The following is an 18,435-nucleotide window of genomic DNA, read 5'->3' on the forward strand; positions in this document are numbered from 1 at the left end:
GCTACTTCTTCAACGCCGCCTCGACCAGCTTGATCGCGTCGTCGCTCGCCCATTCGGCGGGACCCGCGATGGTGCCGATTTCGCAGCCATTGCCGTCCACCAGCAGCGTGGTCGGGAGGCCGATGGCGCGGCCGATCGACTTCAGTTCCTGGAACACCTTGGCGCTCTGATCGCTGTAGCGGCCGACCTTCTCGATGCCGACCTCTTGCAGCCACTGCTTCGGCTTTTCCGGGTTGCGGGTGTCGATGTTGACGGCGACGACCTCGAAGGCGGGACCGCCGAGTTTCTTTTCCAGCGCATCGAGCGCCGGCATTTCCTTGCGGCACGGCACGCACCAGGTCGCCCACAGATTGAGGAGCACGGTGCGGCCCTTCCAGTCGGCGAGGCTGCGCGGCTTGCCGTCGGCGTCGTTGAAGGCGAGATTCGGCAGCTTCAGCGGCCTGGTCGCCATGTTGACGGCGGCCACTTCGCCGCGCGCCAGCGGCGCGATCTTGCCGGCAAGGCTGACCGCGGGGCGGCAGGCGGGGTCGCCGCCATTGCCTCCGAACCCGCCGATCCCGTATACCCCGGCAAGCCCAACGGCGAGGCCTGCGGCAATTCCGGCCGCGATCAGGGCGAAGCGGCGTTTCGATGGGCTCTTTGCGGCCTGTTCGGCTGGTTCTGTCATAATGGTCAGGATGCCGGCTGGTTCAATTTCGGTGGAACGGTCATGAGCAACAAGATGTGGGGCGGGCGGTTCGCGTCAGGCCCCGATGCCATCATGGAGGAGATCAACGCCTCCATCGATTTCGACCGCCACCTTTACCGCCAGGACATCGCCGCGTCCAAGGCTCATGCGCAGATGCTGGCGAAGCAAGGCATTATTGCGGCTGACGATGCGAAAAAGATCGCTCACGGTCTAGACACGATCCTGTCAGAAATCGACAAGGGTGCATTCAGCTTCAAGCGGGCGCTCGAGGACATTCACATGAATGTCGAGAGCCGGCTGACCGACTTGATCGGCGCGTCTGCGGGCCGCCTGCACACCGCGCGTTCGCGCAACGACCAGGTTGCCACCGACTTCCGGCTCTGGGTGCGCGATACCATCGACACGCTCGATGCGGCGCTCGCCGGTTACCAGCACGCGCTCGCGGAGAAGGCACAGGAGCATGCCGGCACGGTGATGCCGGGCTTCACGCATCTGCAGACCGCGCAGCCGGTGACCTTCGGTCATCATCTGCTCGCCTATGTTGAGATGGCGGCGCGCGACCGCGGCCGCTTCGCCGACGCGCGCAAGCGGCTCAATGAATCTCCGCTCGGCTCCGGCGCGCTCGCCGGCACGTCGTTCGACCTCGACCGCGACATGACGGCGAAATCTCTCGGCTTCGACCGGCCGACCGCGAACTCGCTCGATGCCGTGTCCGACCGCGACTTCGTGATGGAGACGCTGGCCGCTGCGTCGATCGCGGCGGTGCATCTGTCGCGCTTCGCCGAGGAGATCGTGATCTGGACCTCGCCGATCACGGCGCTGGTGAGCCTGACCGACAAGTTCACCACCGGCTCCTCGATCATGCCGCAGAAGCGCAATCCGGACGCCGCCGAACTGGTGCGCGCCAAGACCGGCCGCATCATCGGCGCGCTCAACGGCATGCTAATCGTGATGAAGGGCCTGCCGCTCGCCTATGCGAAGGACATGCAGGAGGACAAGGAAGGCGCGATGGACGCGCTCTCCGCCCTGAGCCTCGCGATTGCGGCGATGACCGGCATGGTGCGCGACATGGCGCCCGACGCCGCGAAGATGAAGAAGGCGGCAGGCGAGGGCTATGCAACCGCGACCGACCTTGCCGACTGGCTGGTGCGCACGCTGAACATTCCGTTCCGCGAAGCGCATCACATCACCGGGCGGATCGTCGCCAAGGCATCGGAAGATCGCGTCCCGCTGCACCGGCTGCCGCTCGCGGCCATGCAGGCGGTCGAGCCGCGGATCACCGATGATGTCTTCAAGGTGCTGTCGGTCGACCGCTCGGTGAAAAGCCGGATCAGCTATGGCGGCACCGCGCCGAAGAACGTGCGGGCGCAGGCGCGGAAATGGCTGAAACGGCTCGACAAGGAGCGGAAATAGACCGGCGCAAAAGTCGCAGAGGTCGCCGCGTCAGGGTTCAAGACGGTGGCTGATCTGCTATGGTGCCGCAACTTTCGGGAGCGCATGCCGACATGACCGGGACAGGCCATCTGACTTTCCGTTTTGCGCTGATCGTCGCGCTGGCCGCGACGCTCGGCCTGACGGCCTGTGGCCGCAAAGGCCCGCTCGATCCGCCGCCGGCGGCGACGGCGGGTCCGGCCGGCGCGCCATCGGGCGGCGCCTCCGCCGATGACGCCGACGCCCCCGCCGCGACGGGCGAAGATCCGGCCGCAAAATCGCAGGCGCCGAACAAGCGTATCCCGCTCGACGTCCTGCTCAACTGAGCGCGCCATGCATCATTTCGCTTACCGCAACGGCGTGCTGCATGCCGAAGGGGTCGACCTGACCGCATTGGCGGATGCCGTCGGCACGCCGTTCTATTGCTATTCGACCGCGACGCTGGAGCGCCATTACAAGGTGTTCGCGGACGCGTTCGCCGATGTGCCGTCGCTCGTCTGCTACGCGATGAAGGCGAATTCCAACCAGGCGGTGATCCGCACGCTGGCGAAGCTTGGCGCCGGCGCCGACGTCGTGTCGGGCGGCGAGTTGAAGCGCGCCCGCGCCGCCGGCGTTCCCGCCGACAAGATCATGTTCTCCGGCGTCGGCAAGACGGCGGACGAACTCGCGCTCGCCATCGACGAGAAGATTTTGTGCGTCAATGTCGAGTCCGAGCCGGAGCTTGAACTGCTGTCGTCGATTGCCAAGGCGAAGGGTGCGCGGGCGCATGTCTCGATCCGCGTCAATCCCGATGTCGATCCGAAGACGCATGCCAAGATCGCGACCGGCAAGGCCGAAAACAAGTTCGGCATTCCGATCAGCCGGGCGCGCGAGGTTTATGCCCGGGCCGCGAAGCTGCCCGGCATCGCCGTTGCCGGTGTCGACATGCACATCGGCAGCCAGATCACCGACCTCGATCCGTTCGGCGATGCGTTTTCGCTGCTGGCGTCGTTCGTGCGCGAGTTGCGCGCCGACGGCCATACGATCTCGCATGTCGATCTCGGCGGCGGGCTCGGCATTCCCTACCGTGACGACAACGAACCGCCGCCGCGCCCCGAGGCCTATGCGGCGGTCGTGAAGCGCGCGACGCGCGATCTCGACTGCCGGCTGATCTTCGAGCCGGGGCGTTTGCTGGTCGGCAATGCGGGTATCCTGGTAACGCGAGTGCTGTTCGTGAAGCACGGCGAGGCTAAAAACTTCGTGATCGTCGATGCGGCGATGAATGACCTGATCCGGCCCACGCTCTACGAGGCGCATCACGACATTCGCCCGGTCCGCGAAGCGGCGGCCGGCGCGCGCCGCATCCGTGCCGATATCGTTGGCCCGGTCTGCGAATCCGGCGATTTTCTGGGTCTCGACCGCGATCTTCCCGAGCCGAAGCCGGGCGATCTCTTTGCTGTCATGTCGGCCGGCGCCTATGGCGCGGTGCAGGCCGGCACTTACAACACCCGCGCCCTGGTCCCCGAAACGTTGGTCAATGGCGGCGAATGGGCCGTCATCCGCCCCCGCCTTGAAGTCGACCAATTGATTGCGCTGGATCGGCTTCCGGCATGGCTTTAGAGCACGGTCCCGAAAAGTGGATACCGGTTTTCGGGCAAGGCCGTGCTCAAACGTAAGCACGTGGCCCGCCACGGGCCTGCGTGTTAGCTTATTCGCAGATTCTCGATCCTGCCGGATGCGGAGCGTTTTTTGGACGGTTCGGGCGACGAACTGAATCGGGACACGGCTTCGGCACAACTGCTGCTTCGGCACGCCTTGCGCCGGGCGCGCGGCAGTTTGCTGTGGGAGCGGCTGTGGCCGGCGCTGGCCGCTCTTGCGACTGCCGTCGGGCTGTTCCTCGCATTCTCCTGGGCCGGGCTTTGGCTTGCGCTGCCGCCGCTAGGCCGCGCCATCGGTCTTTTCATCTTTGCGGTCATCATCGGCGCGGCTGTGCTGCCGCTCGTCTGGGTCCGCTTCCCTGACGTCATCGAAGGACTGCGCCGGCTCGACCGCGGCAGCGGTGAACCGCATCGTCCGGCGACGGCGATCGCCGACGAGATGTCGGCCAACCGCGACGATCCGGTCGCGCAGGCGCTGTGGCGCGCGCACATCGAGCGGGCGCTGCTCTCCGCGCAAAAGCTGAAGGCGGGCTGGCCGTCGCCGAAGATCGCTGCGCGCGATCCGATGGCGCTGCGCGCGCTGGTGCTGCTGATGGTCGTCGTCACGTTCTTTGCCGCAGGCGGCGAGCGCATGAAGCGCATCGGCGCGGCGTTCGACTGGCACGGCGTCGTCGCGCCTGCGAACTACCGTATCGATGCCTGGATCAACCCGCCGCTTTATACCGGCCGTCCTCCCGTGATGCTGCCGGGCATGCGGCCGGGCGAAACGGCGCAAGCCGCCAATGCCGGCGCTCCGGTATCGGTGCCCGCGGGCAGCCAACTCGTCGTTCGCGCGACCGGCAAGGTGCAGTTCGACGTCGCGGCGCAGGGCGGCATCGAGCAGTCTGCCGACACCGCACCGACGCCGTTGCCGACCGGCACCGAAGAACGCCATTACGTTATTCGCAAGGACGGCACAGCCACGCTGCGCGGGCCGGGCAGCAGCGACGTGGTCTGGCGGTTTGCCGCGATCGAGGACAAGGCGCCGACGATTTCGCTGACCAAGGATCCCGAGCGCCAGGCGCGGGGTTCGTTGCGGCTCGATTACAAGATCGACGACGATTATGGCGTGGTCGAAGCCAAGGCGGCGTTCGACCGCAAGCAGGAGGCGGCCAAGGACAACGCAAAGACCGCGGACAAGACGCCGCGGCCGTTGTTTGGCGCGCCGAGCATCAATCTTGCGCTGCCGCAGGCGCGGACCCGCACCGGCGCCGGACAGACCACGCATGACCTCAGCGATCATCCTTGGGCTGGCGCGGAGGTCTCGATAACGCTGTCGGCGCGCGACGAGGCCGGCAATGTCGGCACCAGCGAGCCGCGCGATGTCGTGCTGCCGCAACGCATTTTCGTCAAGCCGGTTGCGCGTGCGCTGATCGAGCAGCGCCGCAATCTCGCGATGGACGCGAATGAAAAAGAGCGCGTCGCCACCGCGCTCGACGCGCTGACGATCGCGCCGGAGCGCTTCACGCCCGAAGCTGGCGTCTATCTCGGCCTGCGTTCGATCTATTTTGACCTGAAGAATGCCCGCAACGATGATGGCTTGCGCGATGTCGTCGCCCGCATGTGGGACATGGCGGTTCATATCGAGGACGGCAACGTCTCCGACGCCGAACAGGCGCTTCGCCAGGCGCAGGAGGCGTTGCGGCAGGCGCTCGAACGCGGCGCGAGCGACGAAGAACTCAAGAAGCTGATGGATAACCTGCGCGCCGCGCTCGACAAGTTCATGCAGGCGCTCGCCGAGGAAATGCAGAAGAACCCGCAGCAGCTGGCGCGTCCGCTTGACCGCAATGCGCGCGCGATCTCGCCGCAGGACCTCAAGAACATGATCGACCGCATGGAGCAGATGGCGCGCTCCGGCAACAAGGATGCGGCGCGGCGGATGCTGGAACAGCTTCAGCAGATGCTGGAGAACCTGCAGACGGCGCGGCGCGGTGCCCCCCAGAATGGCGATGACGATGACATGATGTCGTCGCTCGACGAACTGGGCGACATGATCCGTAAGCAGCAGCAGTTGCGCGACCGCACCTTCAAGAAGGGCCAGCAGTCGCAGCGCGCGCCGCAGAGCATGGACGACCTCAAGCAGGACCAGCAGGCGTTGCGCGATCGCCTCAGCAAGCTGCTCGAGCAGCTGCGTCAGCGCGGCCTCGGCCAGCCCGGACAGGATGGCCAGGACGATCAGGAAGGTCAGGGCAAAGGCCAAGGCAAGGGTCAGGGCCAGAAGGAAATGCAGCAGCTCGGCGAAGCCGGGGACGCGATGGGCGACGCCGAGGGTCAGATCGGCGAGGGCGACACCGACAGCGCCGTCGACTCGCAGGGTCGCGCGCTCGATGCGATGCGCAAGGGCGCGCAGAGCCTCGCGCAGACCATGCAGCAGAACGGCATGATGGGCGAGGGGCCGAACGGTCAGCCCGGCCGCAACGGCCAGCAGCGCGCGCAGCAGAGCACCGATCCGCTCGGCCGGCCGCTGCGTGGCCGCGACTATGGCGACGACGTGACCGTGAAGGTTCCGGGCGAGATTGATGCCCAGCGGGCGCGGCGAATCCTCGAGGAACTGCGCCGCCGCTTTGCCGATCCGGCGCGGCCGCAGCTCGAACTCGACTATATCGAGCGGCTGCTCAAGGACTTCTGATTTTTTCGGCTTCGAGTGTCAGCGTTATTTGCCGCCGGCGACAGCGTCGCGCGTGGTGAAGAAACGCACCATGACGTCGCTTGAATCGGCGGGCGGCGAGGCGAGCCGGCTGCGGAACGGCAGGCGCTCGCCGGGCGCGAGCGAGCCGCGGGTGGCGAGCGCCGTCCAGGCGTAGATTTCCTGGCCGCGCGTATTGCGGACCGCAAAACGCAGGCGCGGAACTTCGACGGTGGAACTCGCGGTGCTGACGATCTCGCCTTCGATCAGCAGCACGCTGGCGCCGTCGGCTTCTTCCTTCAGCACCTTGACGTTCTCGAACGAAAGATTGCGCAGGTTGACCGGCAGGCCGATCATCGCGAACAGCGACGCGGTCTGCGGCAGGTAGCGCACCACTTCGTTGCGCGCGCCGACCAGCGCGATGTTGAAGCCGAGCAGCACCAGCACGATCGCCGTCCATTTCGAGGCGCGGCGGCGCTTGGTGCGTTTGCTCTTCATGCGCTCGCGGCGGGCGACGAAGTCCTCCACGTCGTCGACATCGAGCGCGGTCGATGCAGCGGCCGGCCGGCGCATCGGCGAGGGCGCGGCGGGCGGCACGATGGACGGCGCGTCATGCACGGGTTCCGGCGGCGCGACGGGGCCGCGGTGGTCGATGCCGCCGATGTCGTCATCGGGCGAAGCATCGTTGCTGGCCTGCCATGCGCTGTCGTTCGGGGCGCCATCCGGAGGCGGCGCAAAAGGTGTTTCGGTCTCGGCGCCGAAATCGTCCGGCGCGGGAATGTCGCGCTTGTTGGCGAAAGACTCGCTTGCGGAGCGCGCCGGCATCGGCGGGTTGGCGTCGGTGGCCGGAGCGGACTGCTGCGCCTCGGCTTCGGCGATCACGTCATTGACGAAGCCCTGGATGCTGCCGGACTTTTCCGGCCCCCCGGCGTGCCAGGAGGCGCGGCAGCGGGCGCAGCGCACGGTTCGACCGGCCGGCCCCAGCGAGGCGGCATCGATCATGTAAGAGGTCGTGCAGGTCGGACAGACGATCAGCATGGCCATGGCGTCGCGAGTAAACGGGGCGAAACTACCAGCCGTCCGTTAACGCATCGGAAACCATGGAGGCGGCCGCCAGGGACCGATCAAGGCCCGATTGACGCGGGAAAATCGCGGCTTCGGCGGTGGCGGGAGGGCGATATTCCTGTAAAACGCCGCTCTGGGGCGGCATAGCGGAAAAGGGCGATTCGGCGGGCGCGTCCGAGACGGCGCGCATCCGGGCCCGGGGACCGGCCGCCGGGTCGGCGAATGCGGAGACGTGTGTGGTCCGATTCGAAAATGTCGGCTTGCGCTATGGACTCGGCCCGGAGGTTCTCCGCGACCTGACCTTCCGGATCGAGCCGCATTCCTTCCAGTTTCTCACCGGTCCCTCTGGCGCGGGCAAGACCTCGCTGCTGCGGCTGATGTTCCTGTCGCTGCGCCCGACCCGGGGCCTGATCACGCAATTCGGCCACGACGTCGCCTCGCTCAGCCGCGACGCGCTGGCGACGCTGCGGCGGCGCATCGGCATCGTGTTCCAGGATTTCCGTCTGCTCGACCACATGACGACGTATGAGAACGTCGCGCTGCCGCTGCGCGTGATCGGCCGCGACGAGGCGACTTATCGCGACGAGGTGATCGAGCTGTTGAACTGGGTCGGCCTTGGTGATCGCATCTGGGCGCTGCCCCCGGTGCTCTCCGGCGGCGAGAAACAGCGCGCCGCGATCGCGCGCGCGGTTATCGCGCGTCCGCAACTGCTGCTCGCTGACGAGCCGACCGGCAACGTCGATCCGAGCCTCGCGCAACGGCTGTTGCGGCTGTTCGTGGAACTCAACAAGTCGGGCACCTCGGTCGTCATCGCGACCCACGATATCGCCCTGATGGACCAGTATGACGCGCGCCGGCTGGTGCTGCATGACGGACGGCTGCACGTCTATGACTGATCACGCAACGACCGAAACCTCCGCGCCTCAATGGCCGCGCGGCCGCAAGCCGCGTAACGAAGCGCCGATCGTGCCGCCGAATACGATCGCCGCGCGCGCCTTGATCGCGGTCGTCGCCATCATGACGTTCCTTGCATCGCTGACGACCGGTGCGGTTATCCTGGTGCAGTCGGCGGCGAGCGACTGGCAGGCCGACGTCGCGCGCGAGATCACGATCCAGATCAGTCCGGCGCCGGGCCGCAATCTCGATGCGTCCGTGGAGAAAGCGGCCGCGCTGGCGAGCCGCTTCCACGGCATTGGCGGCGTACATGCGATGTCGAAAGAGGAGTCGACGCAGCTGCTCGAGCCCTGGCTCGGCAGCGGCTTGTCGCTGGCGGAATTGCCGGTGCCGCGGCTGATCGTGGTCACCATCGCTTCGGGCGCTGCGCCTGACATTTCCGAGCTGCGGCGTCTGCTGCAGGCGGAGGTCCCCGGCGCGACGCTCGACGATCACCGCGGCTGGATCGACCGCATGCGCGCGATGGCCGGGGCGGCGGTTGCCGGCGGCGTCATCATCCTCATTCTCATGGTGGCGGCGACCGTTCTCTCAGTCAGCTTCGCAACCCGCGGTGCGATGGCGGCGAACAAGCCCGTTATCGAGGTGCTGCACTTTATCGGCGCCCGTAACCGCTATATCGCCCGCAATTTCGAGCGGCATTTCCTGCTGCTGGGTTTCAAGGGCGGCGCGATTGGCGGCTTCGCCGCGCTGGCGATTTTCACATTGGCGAGCCTCGTCAGCGGCTGGCTTACCGGCACTGCCGCGGGCGAACAGACCGCCGCGCTGTTCGGCACCTTCTCGATCGGCACCGCGGGCTATATTGCGGTGCTTGGCCAGATCGTGCTGATTGCGCTGGTGACGGCCTGGACCTCGCGCCAGACCGTGAACCGCACGTTGGACGCTATCGACTGAACGATGTTTTACGGTCTCTCCCGCTGGATCGGTTACCTGACGATGGTCGCGGCCCTCGCGGGCCTCGTCGTGCTGTCGGTGGGCTTTGTCTGGTTTTCGGCGAGCATCGCAACCGACGAGCCGCGGCTGTCCGGCGATGCCGACGGCATCGTGGTGCTGACCGGCGCCGCTGCGCGTATTCCCGACGCGATGGAATTGCTGGCGGCCAAGCGCGGCAAGCGGCTGCTGATCACCGGCGTGCATCGCGCGACCACTGCGCCTGAAATCGCCCGCCTCACGCCGGTCTATGACAAGCTGTTCGCGTGCTGCGTCGATCTCGACCGCTCGGCGTTGAACACGCTCGGCAATGCCATCGAGACGCGGCGCTGGGCGAGCGAGCGCAACTTTCGCTCGCTGATCGTCGTCACCTCGAACTGGCATATGCCACGGGCGATGGCGGAAATCGCCCATCAGATGCCGGAGGCAAAGCTCATTCCCTATCCGGTGGTCGGCGAGCGTTCCAAGTCGGAAACCTGGTGGACCAATGCCGGGATCGTGCGGCTCTACCTCGCCGAGTATCTCAAATATGTTTTCGCGGTCATCCGCATCTCGATCGACCCGGACATGATATGAGGGCGGCTGCTTGATCATTTTCCTGCGTTCGCTGGCCTTCAATCTCGCCTTCTATCTCAACACGGCGATGTGGCTCATCGCGGCCATCCCGACGTTTTTCCTGCCCTATCGCGCCATCGTCTGGGTCGCGAAGACCTGGGGCCTGAGCAATCTGTTCCTGCTGCGCGTCATCGCCGGCATCCGCGCCGATTTTCGCGGCCTCGAAAAATTGCCGCCGGGCGGTTTCGTCGCGGCGGCGAAGCATCAGTCGGCCTGGGACACCTTCGCTCTGCTGTGGATGTTTCGGGATCCGACCTTCATCCTGAAGCGCGAACTGCAATGGATTCCGCTGTTCGGCTGGTTCACCATCAAGGGCCGCATGATCCCGGTCGATCGCGGCGCCGGCTCGCAGGCGCTGACCGCGATGAATGCACGCGCCCATGCCGAACTCGCGCGTGACCGCCAGATCGTGATCTTTCCGGAAGGCACCCGCCGTCCGGTTGGCGCCGAGCCGAAATACAAATATGGCGTCGCTTATCTGTACGAGGCCGGTGGCGTGCCGTGCGTGCCGATTGCGCTCAATTCCGGTCTGTTCTGGCCGCGGCGCACTTTCCTGCGCTATCCGGGCACCGTGATCGTCGAGGTGCTCGATCCGATTGCACCGGGCCTGCCGAGGGACGAATTTTTCCAACGGCTGCGGGACACCATCGAGGCCGCGACGGCACGGCTCGTTGCGGAAGCGAAATCCGGCTGACTATTCTGCCGGTTGTGCTTCGTGCGGTCCCTTGAGCATTTCGGCGAGACGGCGCAGGTCGTTGTCGCGAATGCCGAGCGCGTCGAGTTCCTTCACCGTGTCCAGCACATAGTCGCGGTTGACGCCTGAGCGGCCGTGACCCTGGCGGACAAAATGGAGTTGCTGCTGAAGCGTCAAGCGGCCGGCATATTGCGCGTGGCCGCGATCCACCGTGTAGACCAGCGCGCGTGTTGCCCGGCGGGGGTCGTTATCCAGCCAGACGGTACGCCACGCCTCGCGATAAACCATGGTGACCTGCTCGCGGCCGCGCAGATAATCGACGGTCGCGTCGCGCTTGCCGGTGTCAACCCGGTAGGCGACGCCGCGGCAATTGCCACCCTGGTCGAGGCCGAGCACAAGGCCCGGTTTTTCCGCGGTGCCGCGGTGCACGAACGAATAAACGCAGAGCGAGCGATGGGCGCCGACCAGCCGCGCCGGGATGCGCTCCTTGAAGTCGAAGCCCGGCCGCCACATCAACGAGCCATAACCGAACACCCAGAAATCGTTCGGCTCTCGCGTTTTTTGTGTGTTCATTGCGGCGACGAAGCGGCTGCGGCGTTGACAAGGGCCGGCAAGTCGCGTTCGCGTAACAGGGCGGCCCGGCGGAGGCAAGCCTGCCGGCGGCTGGCGATGCTACGGCGCGGCCCATATTCGCCGCAATCGGCAGGTCCCTGACACCATGGCTTTACTCCGTCGACATGACCGGGCCGTTGGCCGACGACATCGCCACTATCTTGTCCTGACAATGCTGGTGCTCGGCCTTGCCGGCGGATGGGTGGCGCTGTGGTACTACGCCGTCGGTCGCGGCGAGGCGGCGGTCGAAGGCTGGCGCGCGCGGGAGGCGAAGGCCGGGCGCGAATATATTTGCGACCGGCAGGCCTTTGGCGGGTTTCCCTTCCGCTTCGAGATGACCTGCGACGGCGCGACAGCGATCTTTCACGGCGCCAATCCACCGTTCGAACTGAAGACCCCCAGCATTCATGTCGCGACGCAGATCTATCAGCCCAATTTGCTGATCGCCGAATATGTCGGACCGCTGAGTGGGGGAACGCGCGGACAGGCTCCGGCCATGCGCCTGAGCTGGACGTTGGCACAATCGAGCGTGCGCGGCACGCCGTCCGCGCCGGAGCGCGTCTCGATCGTGGTCGATCAACCGGTGGTCGAGCGCACCAATCCTGCCGGTACGATGCTGCGCGCAAAGCACATCGAAATCCACGGCCGGCTGGCCGATGGCTCGATCGCCAGCCTGCCGGTGATCGATATCGTCTTGCAGGCCGAGCAGCTGTCGGCGCCGGCGGCGGGGCCGCTGGCCACCGCGCCGATCAATGCCGACATTACCGGAACGCTGCGGGGGCTGACCGATTTCTCGCCGAAGTCCTGGCCCGAGCGCTTCCGCGACATGCAGGCGAACGGTGGCCGCATCGAGGTGTCGCGCGCGCGGCTGCAACAGGGCGACACGCTGGCGCTCGGCAGCGGCACGCTGTCGATCAATGCGCGCGGCCGGCTCGACGGCCAGATCAACATGGCGGTCGCCGGGATCGAAGGTTTCATTAACGCGCTGGGTGCAGCGACGCAGCAGCGCAACGGCTTCGGCTTTACGCTGGGGCTTGGCCTGCTCGGCGGCAATGCGCGAGTCGAAGGCCGCCCTGCGATCTCGCTGCCGCTGCGCGTCAGCGACGGCTCGGTGTTTTTCGGGCCGCTGAAGGTCGGCGAGATTCCGCCGCTGTTCTAAGCCACATAGCGCAGGAGTAATCGAATGCGAGTTCGCTCTTTAGTGGTTCTGGCTGTCGCATTTGTTCCCGCTTTCGCCGCCGCCGATACGCCACGGCCTTATGCCGGCTTCGAGGCGCGGCCGATCAAGGCGTTGTCGGAGCAGCAAATCTCCGATCTGCGGGCGGGGCGCGGCATGGGCTTTGCGCTTGCCGCCGAACTCAACGGCTATCCGGGGCCGGTTCATGTTCTCGATCTCGCGGACAAGCTCGGCCTCGACGCGGCGCAGCGGGCCAGGATGCAGGCCCTGTTCGATGCGATGAAGGCCGAGGCCGTTCCATTGGGCGAGACGCTGATCGCGCAGGAAGTTGCCCTCGACCGCGCGTTCTCTAGCCGGACCGTCACCGAGGCGTCGCTGTCGGACGCACTCTCGCAGATCGGCCGCACGCAGGCCGCGTTACGCAACACGCATCTCAAATATCACCTCGAGACGCGCGCCTTGCTGTCGGCGCATCAGATCGCGCTTTATGGGGCGTTGCGCGGCTATGGCGACGGTCGAGGCGGCGGCGAGCACAAGCACCGCCATTAACGGCAACTATTCGCCGGCGTAAGGCTTCGGCAGCGGCGTGTGCGGCAAATCCGGATGCGGCCGGCCGAAGTCGGGCGCCGGCGAGTCCTGGCCGATCTGCACGATGCCTTTGCGGATCGCGCGCGTGTGCGTGAAGTGCTCGAAAAGCTTTTCACCATCGCCATTGCGGATCGCGCGGGTCAGCGCCGAGATGTCCTCGTTGAAGCGACCCAGCATCTCCAACACCGCGTCCTTGTTGGCGAGGAAGACGTCGCGCCACATCGTCGGATCGGACGCCGCGATGCGGGTGAAATCGCGGAAGCCGCCTGCGGAGAATTGCAGCACTTCGGATCGCGTAACCTCGCCGAGTTCGGCCGCCGTGCCGACGATGGTGTAGGCGATCAGATGCGGCAAATGGCTGGTGATGGCGAGCACCAGATCGTGATGGTCCGGCGTCATGGTCTCGACATTGGCGCCGAGCGCACGCCAGAACGTCGCGAGCTTCTCGGTCGCGGCCGCGTCTGTGCCGTCCGGCGGCGTCAGGATGCACCAGCGATTGACGAACAGCTCGGCAAAGCCGGCGTCGGGGCCGGAGAATTCGGTGCCGGCGACCGGATGCGCCGGGACGAAGTGGGCGTTGGCCGGCAGATGCGGGGCCATGTCGCGCACTACCGCGCCCTTGACCGAGCCGACGTCGGAGACAGTCGCGCCGGGTGCGAGATAAGGACCGATTTCTCTGGCGACCTCGCCGCAGGCGCCGACCGGGATGCTGACGATGACGAGATCGGCGCCGGCGACCGCTGCCGCATTGGTCTCGACCACCTGATCGGCAAGGCCAAGCTCGGCGATACGCCGCCGCGTCGCCGGCGAGCGCGCGGTGGCGACGATGGAGCCTGCGACGTTCTGCAGCCGCGACGCGCGCGCAATCGAGGAGCCGATCAGCCCGACGCCGATCAGCGCGAGACGATTGTAGAGCGGCGCTTTACCGGTCACGCCTTCTGTCCCAGGAATTCGGCAAGCGAGGCGACCACCAGCCGGTTCGCTTCCTCGCTGCCGACCGACATGCGCAAGGCATCGGGCAGGTGATAGGCGCCGACCTGGCGCAGCACCAGGCCGCGTTTAGTCAGGAAGGCGTCGGCTTCTTTCGCGGTCTTGCCCGGCGTCGTCGGGAAATGGATCAGCACGAAATTGGCGACGCTCGGCGTCACCTTGAGGCCGAGCTTCCCGATTTCCGCCGTCAGCCACGGCAGCCACTTCGCATTGTGCTGGCGCGCCCGCTCGACATGCACGGTGTCGCGGATCGCCTCGATACCGGCGACGATGGCCGGCGTGTTGACGTTGAACGGTCCGCGGATGCGGTTCAGCGCATCGACGACATGCGCCGGTCCGTAGAGCCAGCCGAGGCGCAGCGCCGCGAGGCCGTAAATTTTCGAAAAGGTGCGGATCATCACGACATTCTCGCTGGTCGCGACCAGTTCGATGCCGGACTCGTAGTCGTTGCGCTGGACGTATTCGGCGTAAGCCGCGTCGAGCACGAGCAGTACATGCGGCGGCAACGCGCGGTGCAGCCGGCGTACCTCGTCGAACGGCACATAGGTGCCGGTCGGGTTGTTCGGGTTGGCCAGGAATACGACCTTGGTCTTCGGCGTCACCGCCTTGAGGATGGTGTCGACGTCGGCGGTAAATTCCTTTTCTGCGGCGACCACGGGCTTTGCGCCGGTGCCGAGCGTGGCGATCGGATAGACGAGGAAGCCGTGCGTGGTGTGTACAGCCTCGTCGCCGTCGGCGAGATAGGCGCGCGCCAGCAGATTCAGGAGATCGTCGGAGCCCGCGCCGCACACGATGCGCGCCGGATCGAGACCGAACGCTTCGCCGATCGCTTCGCGCAGCGCGGTCGCGGCGCCGTCCGGATAATCCTGCAGATGCGTGCCGGCCGTCTGATAGGCGGCGATTGCCTTCTCGCTCGCGCCAAGCGGCGTTTCGTTTGACGACAACTTGAAGACCTTGGCGGCGCCGGGCGCGTCGCTCTTTCCCGGCACATAGGCCTTGATCGCAAGCACACCGGGCCGCGGCTGCGGGCGCTGGGCGGACATGACTGACCTCGGATATCTCAAACAGGGGGCCCGCGGAGGGGCAGTTATTTCTCGGCGCCAACCGTATAGCGGGTTGCGTGGCTGCCGACGAGGGCCGTGGATCGCACGGTCGCGCCAGCCTTAACGAGGGCATCGGTGATGCCCTCGAGACTATGGCCGTGCGGCACCGTGACCAGCAGGGCGGCGCCGTCGAAGGCCCGGTCCGGCGCGGCGAGGAATTCGGCCACGGCGGAGAGGGCCTGCGCGGTCCGGGCGTTCCAGCCGGCAACGCGGATACTCCAGACCCCGGTTTCGGTCGCCATCGCATCGGCGGCGACCCGCGAAATCACGAACACCGGCATCGCGGCCGGATGATCGGCGCGCTCGACGAAGGGCAGGCGGGCGATGATCTTCGGTGCGGCGTCGAATTCGAGCGCGCTCCACCAGGCAGTGGTGCCGGCTGTCGCCGGCACGAGGCCGAGATCGCCTTTCGACTCCGACACGGCGGTGACGACGCCGGAGGGGCCCATGTGCGGGATGAAGGGGACGGTGAAGCCGAAATGGAAGCGGGCGGAATCGCGCATCGAGGCGTCGCCGGCCGAGAGGTCGGCATGCACCGAGAAGTTCGACTGCACATAAGTGAAGGTCGAGATGATGACGCGCCAGATGCTCTCGACGGTGTCGAGCGGCAGCACGCCTTTGTGGCGCTCGACCAGCCGGCGCATCATGTCGGCTTCGCGCGCCGGACGGAACGCCGAGCCAGTTTCCTGACTGCGTTTCACCGCGATGAGGCGGCCGACGATCTCGCCGCGCTCCATCAGCAGCTTGTGCATCCCCTCATCGATGCGGTCGATGTCCTTGCGCAGGTCGGCAAGGGAAGGCTGGCGCGAGGGCTGGTCGGCGGGTTTCGACATCTTGAATTTCAGCGTTTTTCTGTCTGGCGCATTGATAGGAAAGACGGTGGGTGAAGGCAAAGAAAACATGATGGGACGGGTGGGCGAACCTGCCCTGCGAATGCGGTTGCTTGACGGCGCCTTGCACGAGGAATAAGACCAACCATCCGTGGTCATTTGAGCCGGCCGGCTTGCAGCCACGTTAAACAACTCGCTAAACAGGCCGGGGAACACATGGGTCCCGGCTGAACCTCAGTTCAGGCCGGGTTTTTTGTGGCCTGAGCGGCGCGGTTCAGCGGGGCTTCTGCGGAGGCCGTTGTCGATGGAAAGAGTTCCGCCGCTGCAAAGTGAGGCCGCACGCGCGATCGTGCGCGACGCCGACCATCCACGCGATTCCGAGGTGGCTGTGTTCGGGCCGGACAAGCCGCTGACGCTCGACGCCGGCGTCTCGCTGTCGCCGTTCCAGATTGCCTACAAGACCTACGGCACCCTCAATGCGGCGCGCTCCAACGCGGTGCTGGTTTGTCATGCGCTGACCGGCGATCAGCATGTCGCGAGCCAGCATCCGGTGACCAGAAAGCAGGGCTGGTGGGAGTCGCTGGTCGGTCCCGGCAAGCCGATCGACACCGACCGCTACTTCGTAATCTGCCCGAACGTGATCGGCGGCTGCATGGGCTCGACCGGCCCGGCCTCGACCGATCCGAAGACCGGCAAGCCGTGGGGCCTCGATCTGCCGGTGATCACCATCCGCGACATGGTGCGGGCGCAGGCCATGCTGCTCGATCACCTCGGCATCGATTCATTGTTCGCCGCGGCCGGCGGTTCGATGGGCGGCATGCAGGTGCTGCAATGGGCAGCGAGTTTTCCGCAGCGTGTCTTCGCGGCGCTGCCGATCGCGGCCGCGACGCGGCACTCGGCGCAGAATATCGCGTTCCACGAGGTCGGCCGTCAGGCGATCATGGCGGATCCTGAATGGCGCGGCGGACGTTATCTGGTCGACGAAGCCAATCCGCGCCGCGGCCTCGCGGTCGCGCGCATGGGAGCACATATCACTTACCTGTCGGATGCGGCTTTGCACCGGAAGTTCGGCCGCAAGTTCCAGGATCGCGACAACCCGACATTCTCGTTCGACGCGGATTTCGAGGTCGAATCCTATCTGCGCCATCAGGGTATCTCCTTCGTCGAGCGGTTCGATGCCAATTCCTATCTCTACCTGACGCGGGCGATGGACTATTTCGATCTCGCCGCCGACCACAACGGCGTGCTGTCCAATGCCTTCAAGGGCACGCCGACCCGGTTCTGCGTTGTCTCCTTCACCTCCGACTGGCTGTTCCCGACCTCGGACTCGCGCGCGATCGTCCACGCGCTCAATGCAGCAGGTGCACGGGTGTCGTTCGCCGAGATCGAAACCGACAAAGGCCATGACGCCTTCCTGCTCGACGAGCCGGAACTGTTCGCAATCGTGCGGGGATTTCTTGAAGGCGCCGGGAAGGCCCGCGGTCTTCCTCCGGCCGGCAAGGCGTGACCATGACGGACAATTCTCACTCGAATGGCCGTCCTCCGGCGAATGCCCGCGTCGACCTGCTGTTCGTCGCAAATCTGGTGGAGCGCGGTGCCCGTGTGCTGGACGTCGGCTGCGGCGACGGCGAGCTGCTGCGCCTGCTGACCGACGAGCGCGGCGTCGACGGCCGGGGCATCGAGCTGTCGCGGGAGGGGGTGAACGCCTGTGTCGCCAAGGGGCTCGCGGTGATCCAGGGGGACGCCGACACGGATCTCGCCGATTATCCGGATGACGCCTTCGACTATGTGATCCTGTCGCAGACGCTGCAGGCGACCCGCAACCCTCGCGTGGTGCTGGAGCACATGTTGCGGATCGGCCGCTGCGCCATCGTATCGATCCCGAATTTCGGCCATTGGCAGGTCCGGCTGAAGCTGCTGACCCAGGGGGCGATGCCGCGGACCGCGATCCTGCCCTATAGCTGGTACGACACCCCGAATATCCACCACTGCACGATCAAGGACTTCCGTCAGCTCTGCGCAGAGGTCGGGGTGGGCATCGAACGGTCGATCGCCTTCAACGCCTGGGGCAAGCCGCTACGACTGAACGCGCCGTGGTGGTTCTGGAACCTGTTCGGCGAGCAGGCGGTGTTCTTGCTCCGGCGGGGCGGCTAGCCCGATAAGTCGTTGGGCAAGTGTTTTTCTTGCTGCGATGCAACTTTAACTGTCCGCCAACTTGCGGGCTGTGGACGATTTCAGTATTCGATCCGCGAATATAGAAGTAATTTTATTGTTAAAAGTATTTATGAGAATTTCTTGGTGTAAACTTTCTGAATACGCTCCGAATCGTAAATATTAATGGCGCATGGCTGGTATGACTTGATCGTTCAACGCTGACGTACCAAGACGCAACCATAAATTTGTCACGTTTGACTAGCCGTTAGGCGAGCCGGCTTCGTTCGATTCGTTCGGACCTCCGG

At 65.8% G+C, this 18,435-nt stretch carries 18 protein-coding genes and 1 riboswitch; of the genes, 12 read left to right on the plus strand and 6 right to left on the minus strand.

Translation table 11 applies throughout. The annotated features are described in order from the left end of the window. Position 1 precedes the first annotated feature (1 nt). Positions 2-667, minus strand: a complete 666-nt coding sequence (tlpA, locus tag AB7F10_RS19450; protein WP_428563511.1) for a thiol:disulfide interchange protein TlpA — start codon at positions 665-667, stop codon at positions 2-4. 42 nt (positions 668-709) lie between these two features. Here tlpA and argH point away from each other — a divergent pair, with 42 nt between their 5' ends. From argH to AB7F10_RS19470, 4 genes are all read left to right on the plus strand, one after another. After that, positions 710-2,101, plus strand: coding sequence for an argininosuccinate lyase (argH, locus tag AB7F10_RS19455; RefSeq protein ID WP_428563508.1), 1,392 nt, complete (start codon positions 710-712; stop codon positions 2,099-2,101). 92 nt (positions 2,102-2,193) lie between these two features. Continuing rightward, entirely contained in the window at positions 2,194-2,445 is a 252-nt protein-coding gene (gene lptM, locus AB7F10_RS19460; RefSeq protein WP_428563506.1) for an LPS translocon maturation chaperone LptM, read from the plus strand. 7 nt (positions 2,446-2,452) lie between these two features. Then, on the plus strand, positions 2,453-3,718 hold the full coding sequence (gene lysA, locus AB7F10_RS19465) for a diaminopimelate decarboxylase (protein WP_428563504.1): 1,266 nt from the start codon (positions 2,453-2,455) through the stop codon (positions 3,716-3,718). 129 nt (positions 3,719-3,847) lie between these two features. Further along, on the plus strand, positions 3,848-6,424 hold the full coding sequence (locus tag AB7F10_RS19470) for a TIGR02302 family protein (protein WP_428563502.1): 2,577 nt from the start codon (positions 3,848-3,850) through the stop codon (positions 6,422-6,424). Positions 6,425-6,448: 24 nt separating this feature from the next. On the opposite strand, the gene AB7F10_RS19475 is transcribed toward AB7F10_RS19470, so the two are convergent. Next, complete coding sequence (locus tag AB7F10_RS19475; RefSeq protein ID WP_428563500.1) at positions 6,449-7,465, minus strand: MJ0042-type zinc finger domain-containing protein; 1,017 nt, start codon at positions 7,463-7,465, stop codon at positions 6,449-6,451. A 257-nt stretch (positions 7,466-7,722) separates the two neighbouring features. On the opposite strand from AB7F10_RS19475, the gene ftsE reads away from it, so the two are divergent. Genes ftsE through AB7F10_RS19495 form a run of 4 tightly spaced genes read left to right on the plus strand, consistent with a single transcriptional unit; the run spans position 7,723 to position 10,676 of the window. Then, positions 7,723-8,382, plus strand: a complete 660-nt coding sequence (gene ftsE, locus AB7F10_RS19480; RefSeq protein WP_428563498.1) for a cell division ATP-binding protein FtsE — start codon at positions 7,723-7,725, stop codon at positions 8,380-8,382. Beyond that, positions 8,375-9,331, plus strand: a complete 957-nt coding sequence (locus AB7F10_RS19485) for a cell division protein FtsX (protein WP_428563496.1) — start codon at positions 8,375-8,377, stop codon at positions 9,329-9,331. Before ftsE ends, AB7F10_RS19485 begins: the two co-directional genes overlap by 8 nt. A gap of 3 nt (positions 9,332-9,334) precedes the next feature. Beyond that, positions 9,335-9,943 (plus strand): YdcF family protein, encoded by a 609-nt coding sequence (locus tag AB7F10_RS19490; protein ID WP_428563494.1) that lies wholly within the window; start codon positions 9,335-9,337, stop codon positions 9,941-9,943. A gap of 10 nt (positions 9,944-9,953) precedes the next feature. After that, positions 9,954-10,676: a lysophospholipid acyltransferase family protein gene (locus tag AB7F10_RS19495; RefSeq protein ID WP_428563492.1), complete on the plus strand. Its 723-nt coding sequence runs from the start codon at positions 9,954-9,956 to the stop codon at positions 10,674-10,676. On the opposite strand, the gene AB7F10_RS19500 is transcribed toward AB7F10_RS19495, so the two are convergent. After that, complete coding sequence (locus tag AB7F10_RS19500; RefSeq protein ID WP_428563490.1) at positions 10,677-11,249, minus strand: gamma-glutamylcyclotransferase; 573 nt, start codon at positions 11,247-11,249, stop codon at positions 10,677-10,679. A gap of 211 nt (positions 11,250-11,460) precedes the next feature. Here AB7F10_RS19500 and AB7F10_RS19505 point away from each other — a divergent pair, with 211 nt between their 5' ends. Together AB7F10_RS19505 and AB7F10_RS19510 are read left to right on the plus strand one after the other, a co-directional pair. Further along, a complete protein-coding gene (locus tag AB7F10_RS19505) occupies positions 11,461-12,447 on the plus strand; it encodes a DUF2125 domain-containing protein (RefSeq protein WP_428563488.1) in 987 nt (328 codons plus the stop codon). A gap of 24 nt (positions 12,448-12,471) precedes the next feature. Further along, positions 12,472-13,014, plus strand: a complete 543-nt coding sequence (locus AB7F10_RS19510; protein WP_428563486.1) for a Spy/CpxP family protein refolding chaperone — start codon at positions 12,472-12,474, stop codon at positions 13,012-13,014. 6 nt (positions 13,015-13,020) lie between these two features. Here the strand turns inward: AB7F10_RS19510 and AB7F10_RS19515 are convergent, their stop codons facing one another. From AB7F10_RS19515 to AB7F10_RS19525, 3 genes are read right to left on the minus strand one after another with little or no spacing between them, the layout of a single operon-like run. Beyond that, complete coding sequence (locus AB7F10_RS19515; RefSeq protein WP_428563484.1) at positions 13,021-13,986, minus strand: prephenate/arogenate dehydrogenase family protein; 966 nt, start codon at positions 13,984-13,986, stop codon at positions 13,021-13,023. Continuing rightward, positions 13,983-15,086: a histidinol-phosphate transaminase gene (hisC, locus tag AB7F10_RS19520; protein WP_428563482.1), complete on the minus strand. Its 1,104-nt coding sequence runs from the start codon at positions 15,084-15,086 to the stop codon at positions 13,983-13,985. Before hisC ends, AB7F10_RS19515 begins: the two co-directional genes overlap by 4 nt. Before the next feature lie 44 nt (positions 15,087-15,130). Next, complete coding sequence (locus tag AB7F10_RS19525) at positions 15,131-15,979, minus strand: chorismate mutase (RefSeq protein WP_428563480.1); 849 nt, start codon at positions 15,977-15,979, stop codon at positions 15,131-15,133. A 138-nt stretch (positions 15,980-16,117) separates the two neighbouring features. Continuing rightward, positions 16,118-16,197, plus strand: a riboswitch (SAM riboswitch). 83 nt (positions 16,198-16,280) lie between these two features. Here AB7F10_RS19525 and metX point away from each other — a divergent pair. Both metX and metW read left to right on the plus strand, forming a co-directional pair. Then, a complete protein-coding gene (gene metX / locus AB7F10_RS19530) occupies positions 16,281-17,483 on the plus strand; it encodes a homoserine O-acetyltransferase MetX (protein WP_428563478.1) in 1,203 nt (400 codons plus the stop codon). A 2-nt stretch (positions 17,484-17,485) separates the two neighbouring features. Then, a complete protein-coding gene (metW, locus tag AB7F10_RS19535; RefSeq protein ID WP_428563476.1) occupies positions 17,486-18,130 on the plus strand; it encodes a methionine biosynthesis protein MetW in 645 nt (214 codons plus the stop codon). Positions 18,131-18,435 lie beyond the last annotated feature (305 nt).

This window comes from Pseudolabrys sp. (genome assembly GCF_050250095.1).
Taxonomy (GTDB): Bacteria; Pseudomonadota; Alphaproteobacteria; order Rhizobiales; family Xanthobacteraceae; genus Pseudolabrys.

Bases quoted from the DNA above. Each gene is read 5' to 3' on its own strand.
- tlpA (WP_428563511.1), bottom strand. From the start codon at position 667: ATGACAGAACCAGCCGAACAGGCCGCAAAGAGCCCATCGAAACGCCGC.
- argH (WP_428563508.1), top strand. From the start codon at position 710: ATGAGCAACAAGATGTGGGGCGGGCGGTTCGCGTCAGGCCCCGATGCC.
- lptM (WP_428563506.1), top strand. From the start codon at position 2,194: ATGACCGGGACAGGCCATCTGACTTTCCGTTTTGCGCTGATCGTCGCG.
- lysA (WP_428563504.1), top strand. From the start codon at position 2,453: ATGCATCATTTCGCTTACCGCAACGGCGTGCTGCATGCCGAAGGGGTC.
- AB7F10_RS19475 (WP_428563500.1), bottom strand. From the start codon at position 7,465: ATGGCCATGCTGATCGTCTGTCCGACCTGCACGACCTCTTACATGATC.
- AB7F10_RS19485 (WP_428563496.1), top strand. From the start codon at position 8,375: ATGACTGATCACGCAACGACCGAAACCTCCGCGCCTCAATGGCCGCGC.
- AB7F10_RS19490 (WP_428563494.1), top strand. From the start codon at position 9,335: ATGTTTTACGGTCTCTCCCGCTGGATCGGTTACCTGACGATGGTCGCG.
- AB7F10_RS19500 (WP_428563490.1), bottom strand. From the start codon at position 11,249: ATGAACACACAAAAAACGCGAGAGCCGAACGATTTCTGGGTGTTCGGT.
- AB7F10_RS19505 (WP_428563488.1), top strand. From the start codon at position 11,461: ATGCTGGTGCTCGGCCTTGCCGGCGGATGGGTGGCGCTGTGGTACTAC.
- AB7F10_RS19510 (WP_428563486.1), top strand. From the start codon at position 12,472: ATGCGAGTTCGCTCTTTAGTGGTTCTGGCTGTCGCATTTGTTCCCGCT.
- hisC (WP_428563482.1), bottom strand. From the start codon at position 15,086: ATGTCCGCCCAGCGCCCGCAGCCGCGGCCCGGTGTGCTTGCGATCAAG.
- AB7F10_RS19525 (WP_428563480.1), bottom strand. From the start codon at position 15,979: ATGTCGAAACCCGCCGACCAGCCCTCGCGCCAGCCTTCCCTTGCCGAC.
- metX (WP_428563478.1), top strand. From the start codon at position 16,281: ATGGAAAGAGTTCCGCCGCTGCAAAGTGAGGCCGCACGCGCGATCGTG.
- metW (WP_428563476.1), top strand. From the start codon at position 17,486: ATGACGGACAATTCTCACTCGAATGGCCGTCCTCCGGCGAATGCCCGC.